This is a genomic window from Cuspidothrix issatschenkoi CHARLIE-1 (genome assembly GCF_002934005.1).
Taxonomy (GTDB): Bacteria; Cyanobacteriota; Cyanobacteriia; order Cyanobacteriales; family Nostocaceae; genus Cuspidothrix; species Cuspidothrix issatschenkoi.
Genome location: NZ_PGEM01000078.1, coordinates 1 through 19483, shown reverse-complemented (window position 1 = coordinate 19483; position 19483 = coordinate 1). Strand labels below are relative to the sequence as shown.

Genomic DNA, 19483 nt, shown 5'->3' with positions numbered 1-19483 from the left:
ACAGAGAAATGAACAATTCTTTCCTAGAATTTATATCCTTAAGTTTTCAGAAATTCAAAAAATCTGCTTGTGTCCAAAAAAATTGGTCAGAAAAATCACAAAATCAGCGCAAACTATTTTGTATAGCCCATGATTTACCACCTGTAAAAACACCAATTGCCTATAGAGCTAATAAACTATTGGCAGAATTTCAGAAAACTTGGCAAATCATTGTATTAACAGGTACAAAGGGTGGGTTTTTACCAGAAAACTCTCATATTCATTATACCAAAAGTTGGTATCCTCAAGCTTTTATTGCATGGCTAGGAAAACTCAGACTGGAAAAAATATTAACATTATTAATTTGGCCAGATCGAGAGATATTTTGGATTTTACCCGCAGTATTTAAAGGCTATCAATTAATTAAACAACAAAAACCAGATGCTATTTTAGTGATTATGATGCCCTATTCTGCGGGTTTGGCGGGGATAGCACTAAAATGGCTAACTGGTTTACCTTTAGTGGTTAGTTTAGATGATTCACTCAGTTGTACTGATATGCACCCTAATGCAGTTAGTTGGTTACATCATCATCTAGAACGTTGGTTAGAAAATCTCTATGTGCAACAAGCAAATGCGGTAGTTTATGTTTCTCAATTCAATTTACATTTAGTTAAAAATCGTCAGCCTGAATCGGAAAAATCAAAGTTTCATTTAATTCGTTGTGGTGCAGATCCTTTAGATTTTGCTACTCCCATTACCTCCGAAAATGACAATTCATCTTTCGAGGTAATTTATACAGGTGGGATGAATGGTTGGTATGAATTTTATCATCTACCTCAAGAAAAAAATTTAGTAAAAAGACTTTATAAAGCTTGGGTGGAATGGGGATATTATCAACGAGTAAAAATTGATTATCGTAGTTCTAGTCCAGTTTTTGTCGGTCAGGCAATTAAACAACTCATCTCTCAAAAGCTAGAATGGGAAAACAAAATTAAACTGTCAGTTTATGGTAATAGTTTTCCTGAATTTGTAGTTAATAAAGTCTTACAAAATCAAAATATTACAGATGTAGTTAGTGTCTCTGGTTCATTACCTCACTTTCAAGCGATTCAATTAGCTAGACAGGCAGATTTATTATTAATAACTTTACCAAATCGTCCAGATGGTACAAGCGGTGGCAGAATTTCTTGTAAAAGTTATGAATATTTAATGACAGATAGACCAATTTTAGCTGCTGTACCTTACGGTGAAAATTGGGATTATTTACAAGATAAACCCGGTGTTTGGCTAGTAGAACCTACCGATGTAGAAGCTATGAAAGCTGTAATTGCCCATATAGCTAGTGCTAAGTTTTCTGGTTCTCCTTTACGTTTTGATAGGACGCATTTACATCAGGAATTAAGTTATCAAAATTTAGCCCAAGATTACTTAAAAATTTTTGACAGTATTTGTTCAACTACAACTTTTAATTATTCATGAAAATTACACTTACTTGCAATACTGGTTTAGGTACAGGTGGACAAGGCGTTTGTTTAGAAAATGCTGCATTAGGATTACATAAATTAGGAGATTTAACGGTATTTTGTAGTGGTTTAACAGCACCAAAAACCAATTTTCCTATATATCCTGTGGGTAATTCTATTTGGAGTAGAAGATTATTAAGTACCCCTATTTTACGTCGTCGTCATGATTTAGCTGTGTTGCTAAGTGATTTATATTTTGACAATCAGGTAAGTAAAAGATTAAAATCTCACTCCTGTGATTTAATTATGGGCGTAGCAGGACAAACTAATTTAGCATTTCAAACTGCTAAAGCTCAAGGTGCAAAAGCGTGGCTATATTGCTTGAATAATTATCTGCCTTTTATGCAGGAACAAATTCAACAAGAATTAGATTTTTTATCTGATTCAACCGTAGCTACCATGAATCCCAAAATGCTGAAAAGATTTGCTAGTGAATGTGAACAAGCAGATTTAATCATTGTGCTTTCTGAAGTGGCTAAACAAACTTTTATTCAAGCTGGATTTGCAGCAGAAAAAATTAAAGTTGTCACTCCTTTTGTGGATACTAATAGATTTCATCCCACCTTAAAAACAGATGCAGTTTTTCGGGTTGTTTATGTAGGAACTATTGAACCTAGAAAAGGACTATCTTATTTAGTTAAATCTTTTTTAAAAGCTGATATTCCTAATTCAGAATTATTGATTGTTGGTGGGGTATCTACTCGCGGATTAAAGAAATTTATAACAGAAACATTAAGCCAAAATCCCAATATTAAACAGGAATTTTGGAATTTTAGTCAAGATGATCCGACTAAAGTTTTTGGTAAATCCTCTATTCTAGTTTTGCCTTCTGTAGAAGATGGTTTTGGTTTAGTAGCATTAGAAGCTATGGCTTGTGGATTACCTGTAATTGTGACTTCTAATTGTGGTGCTGCGGATGTGGTAAATAATAGCGTCAATGGTTTTATTGCTCCTCCTAGAGACGTGAAAACTATGGCTAATCAACTCAAATTTTTAGCTGAAAATGAGGAGATGAGAGTAGAAATGGGTAGAAGAGCAAGAATTACTGCCCAAAAATATAATCAGGAAGTTTATCAACAGCAATTGTGTGAAATATTTGCACAACAAGGTTTAATTACACCTATTTTTAATTAACCAGGACAATAATGTTAACGAGAAATAATCCCATAGAAGCTCAACAAAAAATATATCACTGTTCTCCTGTTAATATTGCTGGTGGTGGAGGATTAGAAACTTATATAACTGCTTTGATTAATTCACAAAATTCTGAATTAATTAATCATGGGACTGAGCCGGAGGAATTTGTCATTAGTTCTTTAAAAAATATCAAACAAAGTGATTATGAATTACTGCATATTCATGATCCTGATATGTTGATAGATTTTCGGGAAGAATGTCCAGCAGTTTTAACTATTCATAATCATTCTAGTTATTGTCCTAGTGGTACAAAATATTTAGCAGATCGTCAACAAGAATGTGATCGCTCTATGCACCCTCTAGGATGTACTTGGGGTCATTTAATAGATGGTTGTGGGAGTCGCAGACCCAAAAATATTATCCAAGACTGGCAAAATGCTTACTATTTTCTGAAAAACATTAAAAATCTAAATATTGCTGTAATTGCTAATAGTAATTATGTGCGAGAAAAACTAATTTATCATGGCTTATCACCTAATAAAGTCACTACTTTATACTGTGCTGTAGAAAGATCAAAACATCCTGTAATCCCCTTAAATCAAGAAATCCATCAACAGCAACATATTTTATTTGTAGGTCGAATTGTTCCCTATAAAGGTATTGAATCTTTAATTAAAGCATTAGCAAAAACTAATCCTAAAATTCACTTAGATATTGCTGGGGAAGGTTGGGCTAAACCCAAAATGATCGAATTAGCAGAAAAAATGGGTTTAAGCGATCGCATTACTTGGCATGGTTGGTGTAATGGTGACAAATTAGAAGCACTTTATCAACAGTGTTTCTCAGTGATTTTTCCCAGTTTGTGGCCAGAACCTGCGGGTTTAGTAACATTAGAAGCTTATGCCCATTGTCGACCGATTATTGCTAGTGCTACCGGTGGTATTCCTGAATATATCCAAAATCATCAAACAGGTATTTTAGTACCTCCCCATGACCTGCAAAAATTAGGCGATGCCATCAATGAATTATCAGGAAATTATCATCAAGCTCGACTGATGGGTGAAAAAGGTCACGATTTATTTGAGCAAAAATTTGTGATGGATGTTCATATTCAAGAACTAGAAAAAAGTTATCATAAAACTATGACCGAGTTTTATTCTCGCAAAAAGTAAATCTTGATAAATACTTTATAACCAAATTCACCATGACTACAAAACTACCAAAAATTGTCGTTATTACCCCTGTGAAAAACGAAGCGTGGATTTTAGATCGTTTTTTGTCAGTGACTAGTCAATTTGCAGATCACATTATTATTGCTGACCAAAATTCTACTGATGGCAGTCAGGCTATTTGCAAAAAATATCCTAAAGTGATTCTGATTGAAAATAAATCACAACAATTTAATGAAGCTGAACGACAATTATTATTAATTCAGACAGCTAGAGATTTAGTACAAGAACATAAAATTATATTGGCTTTAGATGCGGATGAAATACTAGCTGCTAATGCTACTAAAACCGCAAGTTGGCAAAAAATGCTGCAAGCAGAACCAGGAACAATATTGTTTTTTGAAAAGCCTGATTTATTTGACAATACTTATAAATGTATCAGAAGTGGAATTCTCACCCCTCTTGGCTATGTTGATGATGGTGCAGAACATCAACCACGGAAAATTCATAGTGTTAGAGTTCCTATGCCTGAATATGGAACTAGATTACATATCCATGATATTAAGATTCTCCACTATGCCTTTGTTCGTTTAGATGCTCACGCCTCAAAAATACGTATGTACAGTGTCATAGAAAATATATTAGAAGATACTAATGCCATAAGTAGACGATTTCGCCATCCTTATAAACTGAACTATTTAAGTATTGGTAAATTAGAAGCTTGCCCCCATGAATGGTTTGATAGTTGGGAAGATTTAGGTATTGATATGCACACAATTACTAAACAACAATATTACTCTTATGACTTTGAAGTGCTGCATTATTTCCATAAATATGGATGTAAACGCTTCTGGATGGAAGATATTTGGAAATACGATTGGGAATCTTGCCGCCAATATGCAAAATCCCAGAATATAGCTAATATCCCCGATTATAAAATACCTAAAAACTCTAAATTGTTGGATTTATTAATATCTATAATTACTAATTTATATGGGAACATAGGGCAGTCATTAAAGCATTTAATCTTTGATCAATGATTATGCAAATATCAAAAGGTAAGAATTTAGAAGTAAATCTGTTCAAATCTATCATCTGCTATATGAATAATAAATTACCCGAACCTTTAGTTAGTATCATCATTCCCACCTATAACCGGATAGGATATCTTCAGCAAGCAATTACTAGCGCGGTTGCCCAAACCTATCAAAATATTGAAATTATTGTTTCTGATAATTGTAGTGAGGAAAATCCTCAAGCATTGGTGGCTGCATTTAACGATCCACGGATTAAATTTTATCGCCATCCAGAAAATATTGGGATGTTAGGTAATCAGTTTCATGGGTTTAAAATTGCCACGGGTAAATATGTGGCTAGTCTCCATGATGATGATATGTGGGATGAGGATTTTTTATCTAAACTTGTACCACATTTAGAAGCAAATTCCCATTTAATTTTGGCTTTTTGTGACCAATATATTATGGATAGTGATAGTAAAATTAATATAGCCGCTACAGAACAAAATACCCGCAGTTATAAACGAGATAAAATTGCTGAAGGTATTCATAAAAATTTTACTAAAATGGGTTTAGTTGATAAAAGTATTCCTACGGCTGCGGCTTGTGTAATTCGCAATGATATGATTAATTGGAATCTTATTCCTTCAGAAGTTGGGGGAATGTGGGATTTATATTTAACTTATGTTTGTTGTCTTTCAGGTTACGGAGTTTACTATGTTCCTGAAAAATTAACTAAATATCGAGAGCATGAACAAACTGATACCATGCTCAGTGGTAGACGCAGTATTCAGGCAAAAATTCGTAAGGCTAAAAGTGAAATATTCTGTTATCAAATTTTTATGAAAGATAAAAATTTACAAGAATTTCATCAACACTTTAAAAAACTTTTGTTAACAGCGAATACAACTTTAGGTATTGGTTTATTACTAGATCAACAAATTGCTGCCGCCCGTCCTTATTTTTGGCAAACTTTACGGGAGCAAAAATTTAATTTACGCACTTTAGTAGCTTTAGCACTGAGTTTTATTCCTCCTATGATTACCAGGAAAATATTAAAAGTTGCATAAAGAGAAACACCAGAATTTAGTAAGGGGATAAGATCCCCAACTTCTGATAGCAATCTCTAATTTATGGACATAATTAATCAAAGAAGTCGGGGATCTGGGTATGGTTCATTAAAATTCTAAATTAAATCCGGAGAGGTTATCAGTGAAAATTTGTATTGTGACGCACAAAGTCCGCAAAGGTGATGGACAAGGCCGAGTTAATTATGAAGTAGCAAAAGAAGCCATTCGCCAACGTCATAATTTAACACTAGTAGCCAGTGAAGTTGCCCCAGAATTAGCAGAAAATAGGGATGTAAATTGGGTTTCTATTCCAGTTGCTGGCCATCCTACAGAATTTGTCCGTAATTTCATTTTTGCTCAAAAAAGTGCGGCTTGGTTAGGTCAAAATCGGGCTGATTTCGATTTAGTCAAAGTCAATGGTGCGATTACTATGGGCGCGGCGGATGTCAATGCTGTGCATTTTGTCCATAGTTCTTGGTGGCGATCGCCTGTGCATATTTTCCGCACCCGTAAGGATATTTACGGTTTATATCAATGGTTATTTACTGGGGCTAATGCCTATTGGGAAAAACAAGCCTTCCACCAAGCTAAAATTATGATTGCTGTATCAGAAAAAGTCGCCACAGAATTAGTTAATATTGGTGTCCCTCGTCAAAAAATTCGGGTAATTGTTAATGGTGTAGATTTAGAAGAATTTATTCCTGGTGTCACTTCTCGCAGTTTATGGGGATTACCAGAAAATGTCACATTGGCTTTATTTGCTGGAGATATCCGCACACCGAGAAAAAATTTAGATACAGTATTACAAGCTTTAAAAAAAGTTCCAAATTTACATTTAGCCGTAGTGGGAGATACTCAAGGTAGTCCGTTTTTAGAACTAGCAAATAATTTAGGTATTAGTGAACGAGTGCATTTTTTAGGATATCGTCGAGACATAGCCAAAATTATGCAAGCAGCAGATTTTTTTGTTTTTCCTTCCCGTTATGAAGCTTGCACTCTCGTATTATTAGAAGCCTTGGCTTCGGGTTTACCTGTGATCACCGCCACCGCTACAGGAGGGGCAGAATTAGTAACACCAGAAGCGGGAATTGTTCTATCAGAAACGGATAACGTTGATAGTTTAGCTGCAAGTTTGTCTGTTTTAGCCAGCGATCGCTCTCTGCGTCAACAAATGGGTGAAGTTGCCCGTACCATTGCCCAACAACATAGCTGGTCAAAAATGGCACAAAATTATTTAAATATATTTGAGGAGTTAATCATTAATGAGAAACACAGTTCTCATCCCCACCTATCGCCGTCCTCAAGACTTGGCCCGTTGCCTGAAAGCCCTTCAACAGCAAACTAAATCCGTTGATCAGGCGATCGTCGTTGTCAGAGACACAGACGCAGACACCTGGGAATTTCTCCATCAATTTCCGCCCTATCTCTTGTCCTTAGAAGTTGTCACCGTTACTCAGCCGGGAGTAGTAGCCGCACTTAACGCCGGACTAGCCTGTGTACAAGGAGACATTGTTTCCATCACCGATGACGATGCTGCCCCCCATCCTGATTGGTTAGCAAAAATTAACTCTCATTTTAGCGTTAATAGTGTCATTGGTGGCGTTGGTGGGCGGGATTGGATTTATCAAGGAGACAAATTAGAAGATGGTTCGCGTCCCCTCGTTGGCAAATTGCAATGGTGGGGGCGCGTTGTTGGCAACCATCACCTCGGCATAGGCGCACCCCGTGAAGTTGATATTCTCAAAGGTGTGAATATGAGTTTTCGCACCCAAGCAATTGGTAAATTAAAGTTTGATGAAAGAATGCGAGGTACGGGCGCACAGGTACATTTTGAAATGTCCTTTACCCTCACTCTCAAACGCGCGGGTTGGAAAATAATTTACGATCCTAATATTGCTGTAGATCATTATCCTGCCCAACGGTTTGATGAAGATCAACGCCATAATTTTAACGACATTGCCTTAATTAATCTAGTCCATAACGAAACCTTAGTTTTATTAGAACATCTTTCTCCCGTTCGGCAAATTGTATTTTTATTATGGTCGGTTTTAGTAGGAACTAGAGAAAGTTTCGGAATCTGCCAATGGTTAAGATTTTTTAGCCAAGACCAACAACTTGCTACTAAAAAACTGCGAGCCTCTTTACAAGGTAGATGGTTAGGATATCAAGAATATAAAATGCAATCGGCAAAATTAAATCTTGCTAATCGCTATTTTGGCTATTAATTAGATTGGTTAACATCCAAATTTTACACTATCTAGATATCAAAGTGATTTCCAATACTCTACTGTTTAATACTGTTTTAAAAAAACAATTCTCCCCGGAAGATCGATCTGCCCAAAGTTGGCTAGTGATCTTTGGTTTTATATTCCTAACAACAGGTTGCTACTTTGCCAGTGCAGCTAGTTTACGCTTCATTTTTCCGATCACAGCTTTTATAGTAGCAATATTTTTATATTTGCGGCATCCCATTCACTATATTGGTTTTACTTGGTCTATATGGTTTATTACTCCCTTAATTACTCGTTTAGTTGACTATAAAGTTGGTTGGGATACTACCCGACAAATGTTAATTAGTCCTTATTTGGTGGTATTTATTACCTTGGTCACTTTTTTAAACCATTTACCTAATATTTCTCGCCAGGGAGGATTGCCATTTATCTTAGCTTTTATCGGGGTTTGTTATGGTTTTTTAGTGGGGATAATTTATAATCAGCCTCTTCCCGTAATTCGCAGTTTTTTAGATTGGCTCAGTCCCATAATTTTCGCTTTTCACCTATTTGCTAATTGGCGCGATTATCCTAGTTATCGGCAGCATCTTCAACGGTTATTTGTTTGGGCGATTCTTTTAATCGGAGCGTATGGTGTTTATCAGTTTGTGGTTGCACCTGAATGGGATAGATATTGGTTACTAAAATCGGAAATGTTTACCAGTGCTGGTAATCCTGTTCCCTTTGGAATGCGCGTCTGGAGTACACTACATTCACCAGGACCCTTTGCTACTGTGATGCAAGCTGGATTATTAATATTATTTACCAGTTCTGGTTCTTTAATTTTTCCTGCTTCTGCTGTAGGTTACTTATCATTTTTACTCTGTCAAGTTCGGACTGGCTGGGGTGGCTGGTTTTTAGGGATGATTATCCTTTTTGGTTCTGTTAAACCACAGATTCAAAAGCGGTTAATTACTATCATCTTGGCAATGACAATATGTGTTGTCCCCTTGGTGACAATTGAACCTCTTTCTAAAGTTATTACTACCCGATTAGAAAGTTTTTCTAATTTAGAAAAAGATAGTAGCTTTAGAGATAGATCCGCAGCTTATGATCGTAACCTAAGTCTAGCTCTTTCTAATGTTGTTGGTAACGGCTTTGGTAATATTTGGAAGGTGAATGAAAAAACTGGACAAATAGAGGTAGTTGTTATTGATAGCGGCATTTTAGATATGTTTTTCACTTTGGGTTGGATCGGTGCTATCCCCTATGTTGGTGGATTAATACTAATGATTTTTGCTGTTAGCAAGTATACTGAAGGTCAGTTTGATAGTTTTATTAGTGTATCTCGCGCTATCGGTATTAGTTGTTGCGCTCAGTTGATTATCTATAGCGGAATGTTGAGCATTGCAGGTATGATTATGTGGGGATTTTTCGCTATGGCCATGGCCGGACACAAATATTACAGCAGAATTAATAATTCAGGGGTTGGGGTCAGTAAAAGTGAGTAAAACTCAACACACATCTGGTGAAAAATAATGTAGGGACAGTTCATGAATTATCCCTACAAGGGTTTGGTGATTAGGCATATTTAATTTCTGCCAGATGTCTAATGTGGAGACGTTCCACCGGAACGTCTGTACAAACCACTTACATTTTATTTTCTCCGGAAGTCTCATGCCTAATGGCTATATAATTAAAAACTAAAGTGTATTTTCACAACCAACAATTTTAAATTGTCATCAGATCCCTGACTTATGAATAAAGTTGGGGATCTAGGTTTGGGAATTATCATTAATTAAATGAGGTAATTATGAATCAAATTAACCGGGTAGTAATTGTAGGAGGAAACCATGGTAATGAGTTTACAGGAATTTACTTGGTTAAAAAGTTTCACAACCATCCCGATTTAGTCCATAGATCCAGTTTTGAAACTTTATCTTTGCTGGGTAATCCTAAAGCGATCGCTGCACGGGTAAGATATGTAGAAAAAGACCTCAATCGCTGTTTTGTCCAGTTGAGGAATGAGGATAAACCTGCTAATTATGAAGAATTAAGAGCGCGGGAAATTCAAACAATATTAAAACCAAAAGTTCCAGATATTGAAGATGTAATTATTGATTTACATACTACTACATCTAACATGGGTTTATGTATTATTTTAGGAAATCGCCATCCTGTATTACTGGAATTAGCTGCTGTTTTAAGTGCAATAAATCCTTTAGTAAAAGTTTATCTTCATGAACAACCTAAAGGTAGTGGTTTTCTCCGTTCTTTATCTGATTTGGGTTTTGCCCTGGAAGTTGGACCCGTACCCCAAAGTATTTTAAATGCGGAATTATTTCAACAAACTGAGCAGCTTATTTATACATCTCTAGATTATTTTGAAAATTATAATCTGGGCAAAAATTTACTCAGAAATAATACTCTGACAGTTTATAGATCAATTGGTGTGATTGATTATCCGCGCAGTGAAAATGGGGAAATTCAAGGGATGATTCATCCCCAACTCCAATTTAGAGATTATGAACCGTTGCATCCTGGTGATCCGATGTTTATGACTTTTAGCGGCGAGGAAATTGTTTATAAGGGAAATGATATTGTTTATCCTATTTTTATCAATGAAGCTGCTTATTATGAAAAAGGAATTGCGATGCACATTAGTCAAAAAGAGTTAATTGAGATTAGCTAATTCTCTCGATTCTATCAAATGGATGATGTTCTTTTCTCTCATCATTTCTCCATATATAGCTAGTGTTTCTTCATTAATTCGTGCTGCATGAAATCTTTCTAGATTTTGTTGGGCGCGGAATTTCCACTCATTCAAGAGTTGGCGATCGCTCAATAATTTTGCTAAAACACTAGCTAAACTTTGAATATCTTTCGGTGGGACTAAAATCCCCGCCTGACTATGCTCTAAAGTTTCAGGAATGCCATCTACATACATCACTGGCAATAATGGCACAACCTGCCTCTCTAGCTTCTGTTAAAACTAACCCAAAAGATTCGCAATGGGAAGCCAAAACAAAGATATCTGTTGCTAACATATAACGTTGTGGTTCTGCCTGGAATCCTTCAAAATGAATACGATTATTTAAGGTTATATTTTTCACCATCGCCTCAATTATTAATAAAATCCCTATAATTTGCGTAGAACAAAGTGGAATCCAACAAACGCTAGTAATTATGTAAAATTAGGAAGTGGATAGATCCCCGACTTCTTTGAGAAGTCGGGGATCTTAATATTACGTTTCTTCAACTCTGTCACCTATCACCTGTCACCTACTATAGATTACATTGTGAACTGATATACCAATACCTTTCCTTTCCAATTTTCTTCCACAAATACTAGATATTGACCATTAGCACGACGAAAAGCACGGATACCATAAGGAATATCAACCCAACCACTTTCTTCACCAACTTCTTTCCCTGGACTCATCTTTTTCACCAGTTCTCCAGTTGTAGCTTTATAAACATATACCTCTGCGGTTTTGAAGGTAACTGCAAATACATAATCACCCGCTACACTCATGGCTGCGGTAGCAATTTGTTGTTTACCTGTAGTGTCGTAGGGAATGACAGTTCGCCATTTGGGAGTACGATTTCCTTGACTCCAATTATCAAAACGAACAATTTCTGATCCTACTACTTTGGCCTGATCTGTTACTGCTGGATGCTCAGTTGTAAATCCTGATAAATACATAGTATCTGTTTCTGGAAAATACTCAATTCTTCGCAAGTCAGTGAAGATAGCAGGAGTCTTGATTTTTTCCATTGAACTATAGGTATAGATCGGGTTTCCTTTAGCATCTATTCCCTGGAAAGGATAACGACGAATTCCATCTTGAGTTCGCAATGTTTTCCAAATATCACCTTTGCTATCTACCCACCAACCACCCATATAGGGATAATCTTTGCTGATATCATACTCATTTTCTTCAAATGCACCATTACCATTAATATCACGCCAAATCCACTCTCCTTGTGCGGGTTGATCGGGCGGCCAATTGCCAGAAATGGATTTACCTCCTTCATTTGTACCGACAAACATTCCCGCAGGAATGGCAATATTACCATCGGTTTTTGGTTGAAAGCGATAAATTTGTAAAAAGCTACCATACATATCTGTCAGGAATAAAAAAGGTTTCCCTTGAATACGCCGGACAAAAGTAGCATCTGGTGATGTATGTAAACGTGGATCTTGAGAATATTTAAAGGGATTAAGTGTATAGGCCTGATAAGTCCACTGTTTACCAGCAGGTTTACTATAATCCATCACATATTGTTCTTGTTTTGTGAAGAGATTAACACCATCTGTGTGCGGATCTGTATCTGCATTATCTACAAATATTAATCCTAGTAATTGCCATTGTACTTGTCCTGATGGGGAAAATTTTCTTAAATCTGTACCTGAGTTTTTGAAGCCGTTATTATTGATATAAAAATTACCTGCGGCATCTGTACCAATTCCTGTAATACCATAGAGTTTTGTAGTTTTAATTTCTCCAGGTACACCACCGAAAATACCTTTTTTATCACCAAAGGTATCTACTCGCACTGGTTGATTATTAATGTTATAAATCACCACTTGTTGATTAACACCATTATCTGCTATTAATAATCTACCTCGATTATCAATGGCTAATGCTGATGGTTCGTCAATATCTATAATGTCATTGGCTAATTTTTGCCCTATTTGAGAATAATTGACGATTTTGGAAAATTTGCTACCTTTTCTTTTTTGAATAACCCACAAGTTGCCTTTTTTATCAATGGTGATTTGTCTAGGATTAGCAATGGCAAAACTATTTAATTCTTCCATGTTTTCGGTATTATAAACCCGAATCATATTTTCACCAGCATTGCTGACAAATAGTTTATTATCTACGGTGGCTAATCCAGTAACTTCATGTTTTTGGCTGGTAATTAACATACTTTTATCCCAGCCATTGCCTTTGTTAAAAGGTGCAGGTTTTCCTGTTAAGTCATAACGTCTCACGCAGTACCAAATTTGACCTTTTTGCGGATAATGTTTTTTAGTTGGATCTAGTTCACCTTGAGACATAGCAATATAGATATATTTGCTATTGGCAGTTATGGCTTTACCACCTAAACGACTCCAACCATGGGTATCTTTTAAAGTTAAAATCGGTTGACCATCTTTATATACTGCTGCTTCCCTACCAGCTTCATCCCAAACACTATTTGTGTATACTGTTCCATCATCTTGGACATACATGGCCTCGATATTGTTTTGTACTGTTAATTGACCATTACCAATGGTATTTCCTAACCAAGAAGTAATATAGTTAACTTCGGAATTTTTCGATATTTCAGATGTGGAGGATGTTGGAGGCGTGGGAGATATTGCAGGTGTGGGAGATATTTTAGTTGTTGCTAAATCCATTGTCATTCCTGCAAATGTCACTGTTAATCCGCAGGTGATACCAAGTAAAACATTAAAGATTATTTTTTTATTACCATATTTACTCCGAAATAAACTGTTGATACAGCTATTAAGCTGGTGATGAATTTTACTCAAATTTCTCAATTTCTTATGATTCATATCAAAATCTTAATCAACTAATAGACGGTAAAATTTGTAGTAATACCATTTCTATGCTTTATTTTCCGTTGTAGAGACGGCGGAACGTCTCTACAAAATTTATTATGGCACTCTCTTCCATAGAATTAGTATAAGTAGAACGGACTGAATAATTCAAGGTTTGTAGTGAGGAGTTTAGTCATAATTTAAGGTCTGAAACCCTTACTACCAAACATTTCCATATTTTTGCATTACTTAATCTACTTTGATTTATTCTCGATTCTCGTCAAAACATAGGTAAAGTGAAGGGAAAAAAGCTAATTACAAGCTAAAGTTTGTATCATTAGATTTTTTAATACCCCTATGCAATGATAATTTCTAAATAGTTATCTATAAACTAACAAATAAATATTCTTTTATGTATGATTTCATCAAAACTTTATCAACAAAATACATTCTCTTAATAGTTGAAATCATTACTAAGATATAAATACTAATATATTTAGATATAATTTTTATTATATTCTGGATTTATAAATGTTCGATTTAAGACATTTTATAATTGATACAAAAAACTGTATTCAATAACACATTTACTTGATTTTCCCGATTCTTATTCATCTACTACTATGGTGAGGTAGAAGCAGTAATAATTGCAGCTTGCTTCCCGAAGGGTACGCAGATAATTTTGTACTTTATTAGACTGGGAAACCCTATAATGGGATATTAGTATGAAAATATTAGATTGTATCAGCACTATATTTTTTATATAAAAATAAATTTTTTTAAAAATTTATGCTGATTATATTTTTCAGTGTTGTATTGGAAGATAATGCTGAAAATATATTGTCTTTGCATGGAGAAAATAATTAAAAATATTACTCACAATAAATAATCTGAATTTATCTATGAGAGGAGTTAAGTAAGTGGAAAATAAAGATAAAAAATTTAGTTCAGCATCTATTTTAACTCTAGGTACTGGTTGGTTTCCTAAACATCCTGGAGGATTAGAACGATATATTTATGAACTAACTCATCAATTAGTAACACATCAAGATCAAGTAGAATTATGTGGGGTTGGTTTACCAGTAGATCATCAAAATACAAAGATTAAGTTGACTAATTTAGCTGATCCAGATACTAAAATTAGCAATAGATTATGGTCTATTCGCCATAACTTTAAACAAACTAGATTAGGTAAACCTGATGCAATTAATTTGCATTTTGCATTATATAGTTTTCCTATTTTAGATATTTTACCCAAGGATATACCGATTACTTTTAACTTTCATGGTCCTTGGGCGGCGGAAAGTCAAGAAGAAGTGGTAAATCAAAAATTTAATATTTGGCTAAAAGAACAGCTAATTGAAAAAATAACTTATAATCGGTGTGATCGCTTTATTGTTCTGAGTAAAGCTTTTGGTCAAATTTTACATCAAAAATACCAAATTCCCTGGGAGAAAATTCAGATTATTCCCGGTGGAGTTGATATTGATCATTTTCAGAACAATTTATCACGTCAAGAAGCGAGAACAAAGCTAAACTGGCCAACTAATCGGCCAATATTATTTACTTCTCGGCGCTTAGTTTATCGTATGGGAATTGATAAATTATTACAAGCTATAGCGATGATTAAACCAGGCATTCCTGATATTTGGTTAGCTATAGCTGGTCGTGGTCATATTCAAGCTTTACTGCAACAACAAGTTAGAGAATTAGGTTTAGAAAATAATGTGCAATTTTTGGGTTTTTTACCTGAAAATGATTTACCTACTGCCTATCAAGCGGCTGATTTAACTGTAATGCCAAGTCAATCTTTTGAAGGGTTTGGATTAGCTATTTTGGAATCTTTAGCTTGTGGTACTCCTGTTTTATGTACACCTGTAGGGGGTATGCCGGAAATTTTACAAAGATTTTCTCCAGAGTTAATTACTGAATCTATAACTGTGGAAAGCATTGCTGATAAATTAGCCCAAATTATGTTAGATAAACTGATTTTACCTTCTAGAGAAGAGTGTCGTAATTACACAGTTAAATATTATGATTGGACAAATATTGCCCAACAAGTTCGGCAGGTTCTCTTAGCTTAAACTATCAGGGTGAAAAGTCTTATCCTGTAGATTTTTAAGTTTCAATTTATATCTCATTCAACTGCATACTACTATAATTATATAAATTGTATGAAAATTTTATTCTTAGATCAGAGTGGTAAACCTGGTGGTGCTGAGTTGTGTTTAGTGGATATTGCTAAACCCTATCGTGATAATTCTCTAGTTGGTTTATTTGCCGATGGTGATTTTAGAAAGTTACTGCAAGAAAATCAAATTCCGGTGGAGGTCTTGACAACTCAAGGAATTAAAGTTAGTAAAGACAGTGGACTATTCTCAGCGTTAAGCAGTTTAGGGCAAATTATACCTTTAATTATTCAGGTGGTTGCATGGGCTAAAAAATATGATTTAATCTATGCTAATACTCAAAAGGCTTTAGTTGTAGGGGCAATAGCTAGTTTTTTGGCTCGTCGTCCTTTGGTTTATCATTTACATGATATTCTTTCTTTAGAACATTTTAGTAAAACTAATCTTCTAGTAGCAGTCAGTTTAATTAATCGCTTTGCTAGTTTGGTAATTGCCAATTCTCAAGCTAGTAAAAGGGCATTTTTAGAAGCTGGAGGAAACCTTGATCTAGTTAAGGTTGTTTATAATGGCTTTGCTATAGAGAATTATCAAGTTGATGAATTAGAAGTGAGGAAAATCAGAGCTAATTTACAATTAGAAAATAAATTTGTTGTTGGACATTTTAGCCGTCTTTCTCCTTGGAAGGGACAGCATATTTTAATTGATGCCCTTTCTCAATGTCCACAAGATATAGTAGTAATTTTCGTTGGTGATGCTTTATTTGGTGAACAGGAATATGTGCAAGATTTACACCAAAAAGTTATTAGTTTGGGATTAGAAAATCGAGTTAAGTTTTTAGGATTTCGCTCGGATATTCCCCAATTAATGACAATGTGTGATTTAATTACCCATACTTCCACTGCACCCGAACCTTTTGGGAGAGTTATTGTTGAAGCTATGCTGTGCGGTAAACCTGTGGTTGCAGCTAAAGCTGGCGGTGCGATAGAGTTAGTGGAAGATGGTATTAATGGTTTTTTAGTGACACCGGGAGAATGTCAAGAATTAGCAGATGTGATTAATCATTGTTGGCAAGAAGCTGTAAAAACTGCGAATATTGCTAATAATGCCAGAATTACTGCTAGTCAACGTTTTGATGTTAAGGTTATTAATCAGCAAATTCAAGAATTGCTAAACTCAATATAACCATCTTAAGTTAAATTAAGATCCCCGACTTCTTGAAGAAGTCGGGGATCTGGCTCTTGAAAAACAATGTATGCTATCTAGTGTATGGGTGAAAAATTTCCGCCTCTACCAATTAATAAATTTTAAAGTGAATCCCTGTGGCACAAGTTATATTAGAAAATGTTTATAAAAGTTTCCCCTCTCGCGCTGGGGAAGGTGCAAAAACCCAAGATGGTGCAGATGGTGTCAGTGTTTTGCGACGGATTAATTTAACTATTGCTGATGGTGAGTTTATAGTGCTGGTGGGTCCGTCTGGTTGCGGTAAAAGCACGTTACTAAGGTTAATTGCTGGGTTGGAGGTGATGACTGGTGGTAATATTTCCGTCGGCGATCGCTTGATTAATGATTTACCACCTAAAGCTAGAGATATCGCTATGGTGTTTCAAAGTTACGCTCTCTATCCCCACATGACTGTCTATGATAACATCGCTTTTGGTTTGCGTCGTCAGTTTCCAGATCAAGAATTTGGCAAAAAAATATTTACTCAATGGGGGAAAGATTTACTGGTAGGTGTGACAAAAAAGCTACCTAAAGGATTACGCTATATTTCCCCAAAAGAAAGAATTGTGGATGAACGAGTACAAAAAGTTGCGAGTTTGTTACAAATTGAAACTCTGTTAAATCGCTTACCTAAACAACTTTCCGGGGGACAAAGACAACGGGTAGCATTAGGACGAGCGATCGCCCGTAATCCTCAAGTATTTTTAATGGATGAACCATTATCTAATTTGGACGCTAAGTTACGGGCGGAAACACGGAGTCAAATTGTTAAATTACAACATCAGTTGGGCATTACGACCATTTATGTTACCCATGATCAAACTGAAGCGATGACCATGGGCGATCGCATTGCTATTATGTCAGAGGGTAAAATTCAACAAGTTGCAGCCCCTTTAGAATTATATAATCGTCCTGTTAATCGCTTCGTTGCTGAATTTATCGGTTCTCCACCCATGAATTTTATTCCCGTGGAGTTTCACGCACCTTTATTAATTACCCATACTAATTTTCGCTTTACCCTTCCAGATATTTGGGGAAGTGCATTACAACCATACGACGGACAAACTTTAATTTTAGGTATTCGTCCAGAACATCTAAGTTTAAGTGTACCTGCTACTAAAAATTTACCAGTTAAAGTGGACTTAGCAGAAAATTTAGGCAATGACACTTTTTTATCTGTGAAAATTGCCGATCCTGAGTTACCAAATACCAATGGACAGGCTTTACAAGTTAGAGTTCCACCTGATAGATTTATAAATACAGGTGAACAGCTTTGGCTATCTTTAACTCCTGAGAAAATACATTTCTTTGATCCCAAAACCGAGTTAGCAATATTTCCTTAATTAAGTAGGTGGGCTTTAAAAATTGTCGTTATGGCAAGGCAAGAGGCAAGAGTGAAGAAGTTTTCAGAGATTTTACTTTTCTTCACACATTTTGGTTATCTCACGTCCACTTAGGTGACAAAACTTGAGGGGTGGGAGTTCAATTGAACCTCCGGGTTTGATTATTGTTTAGTGATTTATGATACTAGCGTGTGGCGTTGGCCGATAGCGAGGCGTGGCATTGGCCGAAGGTCAGGTAAAATGGCTGAAATATTGATTTTTTCGTTGCGACCTTCGGTCGCTTACTGGGTAAGGGTTTCAGGGTTTTTGGCTGTTGGTTTTTTGTCCTTTTGTTGGTCTTTTCTCCTGACCTTCGGAAACTGCCTCTGGACACCTTGCTACATAAGGGTTTAAAATTGAGGAGTCCCCACTCGCTGGGGATATTAATTGAATGGAAACATTAGGTAGTACTTTACCTACTTCGTAAGCACCTTCAGGTCCCCACTCGCTGGGGATATTAATTGAATGGAAACTTCTTAAATCAGCTACTTTCATACTGCACCTGATAAGAAGTCCCCACTCGCTGGGGATATTAATTGAATGGAAACAATTATGGGGCATTCCTCGTACCAGCATTGCCACCCATTTGTCCCCACTCGCTGGGGATATTAATTGAATGGAAACAAAAAACGTGAGGATCTAGTTAATAGCTTTGGATGTCCCCACTCGCTGGGGATATTAATTGAATGGAAACTTGAGCATAGTATTTGTACTCAGAAGAGCATACTAACTCGTCCCCACTCGCTGGGGATATTAATTGAATGGAAACTTTAAATTAAGCTTACCCTCCTGGATAAATTCTACAGTCCCCACTCGCTGGGGATATTAATTGAATGGAAACTAGAATTGTGGCTATCAAGCATTGCTGTGATTTATTGTCCCCACTCGCTGGGGATATTAATTGAATGGAAACTAGAGTCAAACTTTTGAATCTCAGTTAGGTCACCATCAAGTCCCCACTCGCTGGGGATATTAATTGAATGGAAACAAGCCTGGCAATTTAGGGCGTTAGTCGAAATAAGGGGGTCCCCACTCGCTGGGGATATTAATTGAATGGAAACTCAGAATAGTTATTACCCACATTCCGCACT

At 35.8% G+C, this 19483-nt stretch carries 13 protein-coding genes, 2 pseudogenes and 1 CRISPR repeat array; of the genes and pseudogenes, 13 read left to right on the top strand and 2 right to left on the bottom strand.

Annotation, left to right across the window (positions count from 1 at the left end):
- The first annotated feature begins 8 nt into the window (after positions 1–8).
- The 9 genes from CUN59_RS11510 (at position 9) to CUN59_RS11470 (ending at position 10798) form a co-directional block, all read left to right on the top strand.
- The gene (locus tag CUN59_RS11510; RefSeq protein ID WP_104387969.1) at positions 9–1460 is read left to right on the top strand and encodes a glycosyltransferase; all 1452 of its coding nucleotides are present in this window, start codon (positions 9–11) and stop codon (positions 1458–1460) included.
- Entirely contained in the window at positions 1457–2638 is a 1182-nt protein-coding gene (locus tag CUN59_RS11505) for a glycosyltransferase family 4 protein (protein WP_104387968.1), read from the top strand. The genes CUN59_RS11510 and CUN59_RS11505 overlap by 4 nt, the downstream gene beginning before the upstream one ends.
- An 11-nt stretch (positions 2639–2649) precedes the next feature.
- Positions 2650–3813, top strand: coding sequence for a glycosyltransferase family 4 protein (locus CUN59_RS11500; protein WP_104387967.1), 1164 nt, complete (start codon positions 2650–2652; stop codon positions 3811–3813).
- 32 nt (positions 3814–3845) lie between these two features.
- Positions 3846–4850: a glycosyltransferase family 2 protein gene (locus tag CUN59_RS11495; RefSeq protein WP_104387966.1), complete on the top strand. Its 1005-nt coding sequence runs from the start codon at positions 3846–3848 to the stop codon at positions 4848–4850.
- A 62-nt stretch (positions 4851–4912) separates the two neighbouring features.
- Entirely contained in the window at positions 4913–5896 is a 984-nt protein-coding gene (locus CUN59_RS11490; protein ID WP_104388004.1) for a glycosyltransferase family 2 protein, read from the top strand.
- A 142-nt stretch (positions 5897–6038) separates the two neighbouring features.
- The gene (locus tag CUN59_RS11485) at positions 6039–7241 is read left to right on the top strand and encodes a glycosyltransferase family 4 protein (RefSeq protein WP_104387965.1); all 1203 of its coding nucleotides are present in this window, start codon (positions 6039–6041) and stop codon (positions 7239–7241) included.
- On the top strand, positions 7159–8121 hold the full coding sequence (locus tag CUN59_RS11480) for a glycosyltransferase family 2 protein (RefSeq protein WP_104387964.1): 963 nt from the start codon (positions 7159–7161) through the stop codon (positions 8119–8121). The genes CUN59_RS11485 and CUN59_RS11480 overlap by 83 nt, the downstream gene beginning before the upstream one ends.
- Positions 8122–8165: 44 nt before the next feature.
- Positions 8166–9617: a glucose-6-phosphate isomerase gene (locus CUN59_RS11475; RefSeq protein ID WP_104388003.1), complete on the top strand. Its 1452-nt coding sequence runs from the start codon at positions 8166–8168 to the stop codon at positions 9615–9617.
- Positions 9618–9919: 302 nt separating this feature from the next.
- Positions 9920–10798, top strand: coding sequence for an aspartoacylase (locus tag CUN59_RS11470; protein WP_104387963.1), 879 nt, complete (start codon positions 9920–9922; stop codon positions 10796–10798).
- Here CUN59_RS11470 and CUN59_RS11465 read toward each other — a convergent pair.
- A pseudogene (locus CUN59_RS11465) lies at positions 10781–11234 on the bottom strand (glycosyltransferase family 4 protein); the annotation flags it as partial. The gene CUN59_RS11470 and the pseudogene CUN59_RS11465 sit on opposite strands and share 18 nt — an antisense overlap.
- A gap of 164 nt (positions 11235–11398) precedes the next feature.
- Complete coding sequence (locus CUN59_RS11460) at positions 11399–13675, bottom strand: NHL repeat-containing protein (RefSeq protein ID WP_104387962.1); 2277 nt, start codon at positions 13673–13675, stop codon at positions 11399–11401.
- Between the two features lie 905 nt (positions 13676–14580).
- On the opposite strand from CUN59_RS11460, the gene CUN59_RS11455 reads away from it, so the two are divergent.
- The 4 genes and pseudogenes from CUN59_RS11455 (at position 14581) to CUN59_RS22655 (ending at position 18353) form a co-directional block, all read left to right on the top strand.
- Positions 14581–15744 carry a glycosyltransferase family 4 protein gene (locus CUN59_RS11455; RefSeq protein WP_104387961.1) on the top strand — a complete coding sequence of 388 codons (1164 nt, stop codon included), beginning with the start codon at positions 14581–14583 and terminating at the stop codon, positions 15742–15744.
- A gap of 90 nt (positions 15745–15834) precedes the next feature.
- Positions 15835–16971: a glycosyltransferase family 4 protein gene (locus tag CUN59_RS11450; RefSeq protein WP_104387960.1), complete on the top strand. Its 1137-nt coding sequence runs from the start codon at positions 15835–15837 to the stop codon at positions 16969–16971.
- A gap of 263 nt (positions 16972–17234) precedes the next feature.
- Positions 17235–17672: pseudogene (locus CUN59_RS22660) on the top strand (ATP-binding cassette domain-containing protein); the annotation flags it as partial.
- A gap of 45 nt (positions 17673–17717) precedes the next feature.
- On the top strand, positions 17718–18353 hold the full coding sequence (locus tag CUN59_RS22655; protein WP_438501815.1) for an ABC transporter ATP-binding protein: 636 nt from the start codon (positions 17718–17720) through the stop codon (positions 18351–18353).
- Positions 18354–18755: 402 nt separating this feature from the next.
- A CRISPR array of direct repeats spans positions 18756–19453; the repeat unit is 36 nt; unit sequence GTCCCCACTCGCTGGGGATATTAATTGAATGGAAAC.
- Between the last annotated feature and the right edge of the window lie 30 nt (positions 19454–19483).

What these genes read in the sequence shown, in the direction of transcription:
- CUN59_RS11450 (WP_104387960.1), top strand. Translation starts at nt 15,835, where the DNA reads ATGAAAATTTTATTCTTAGATCAGAGTGGTAAACCTGGTGGTGCTGAG.
- CUN59_RS22655 (WP_438501815.1), top strand. Translation starts at nt 17,718, where the DNA reads ATGGATGAACCATTATCTAATTTGGACGCTAAGTTACGGGCGGAAACA.
- CUN59_RS11495 (WP_104387966.1), top strand. Translation starts at nt 3,846, where the DNA reads ATGACTACAAAACTACCAAAAATTGTCGTTATTACCCCTGTGAAAAAC.
- CUN59_RS11480 (WP_104387964.1), top strand. Translation starts at nt 7,159, where the DNA reads ATGAGAAACACAGTTCTCATCCCCACCTATCGCCGTCCTCAAGACTTG.
- CUN59_RS11505 (WP_104387968.1), top strand. Translation starts at nt 1,457, where the DNA reads ATGAAAATTACACTTACTTGCAATACTGGTTTAGGTACAGGTGGACAA.
- CUN59_RS11500 (WP_104387967.1), top strand. Translation starts at nt 2,650, where the DNA reads ATGTTAACGAGAAATAATCCCATAGAAGCTCAACAAAAAATATATCAC.
- CUN59_RS11490 (WP_104388004.1), top strand. Translation starts at nt 4,913, where the DNA reads ATGAATAATAAATTACCCGAACCTTTAGTTAGTATCATCATTCCCACC.
- CUN59_RS11510 (WP_104387969.1), top strand. Translation starts at nt 9, where the DNA reads ATGAACAATTCTTTCCTAGAATTTATATCCTTAAGTTTTCAGAAATTC.
- CUN59_RS11460 (WP_104387962.1), bottom strand. Translation starts at nt 13,675, where the DNA reads ATGAATCATAAGAAATTGAGAAATTTGAGTAAAATTCATCACCAGCTT.
- CUN59_RS11470 (WP_104387963.1), top strand. Translation starts at nt 9,920, where the DNA reads ATGAATCAAATTAACCGGGTAGTAATTGTAGGAGGAAACCATGGTAAT.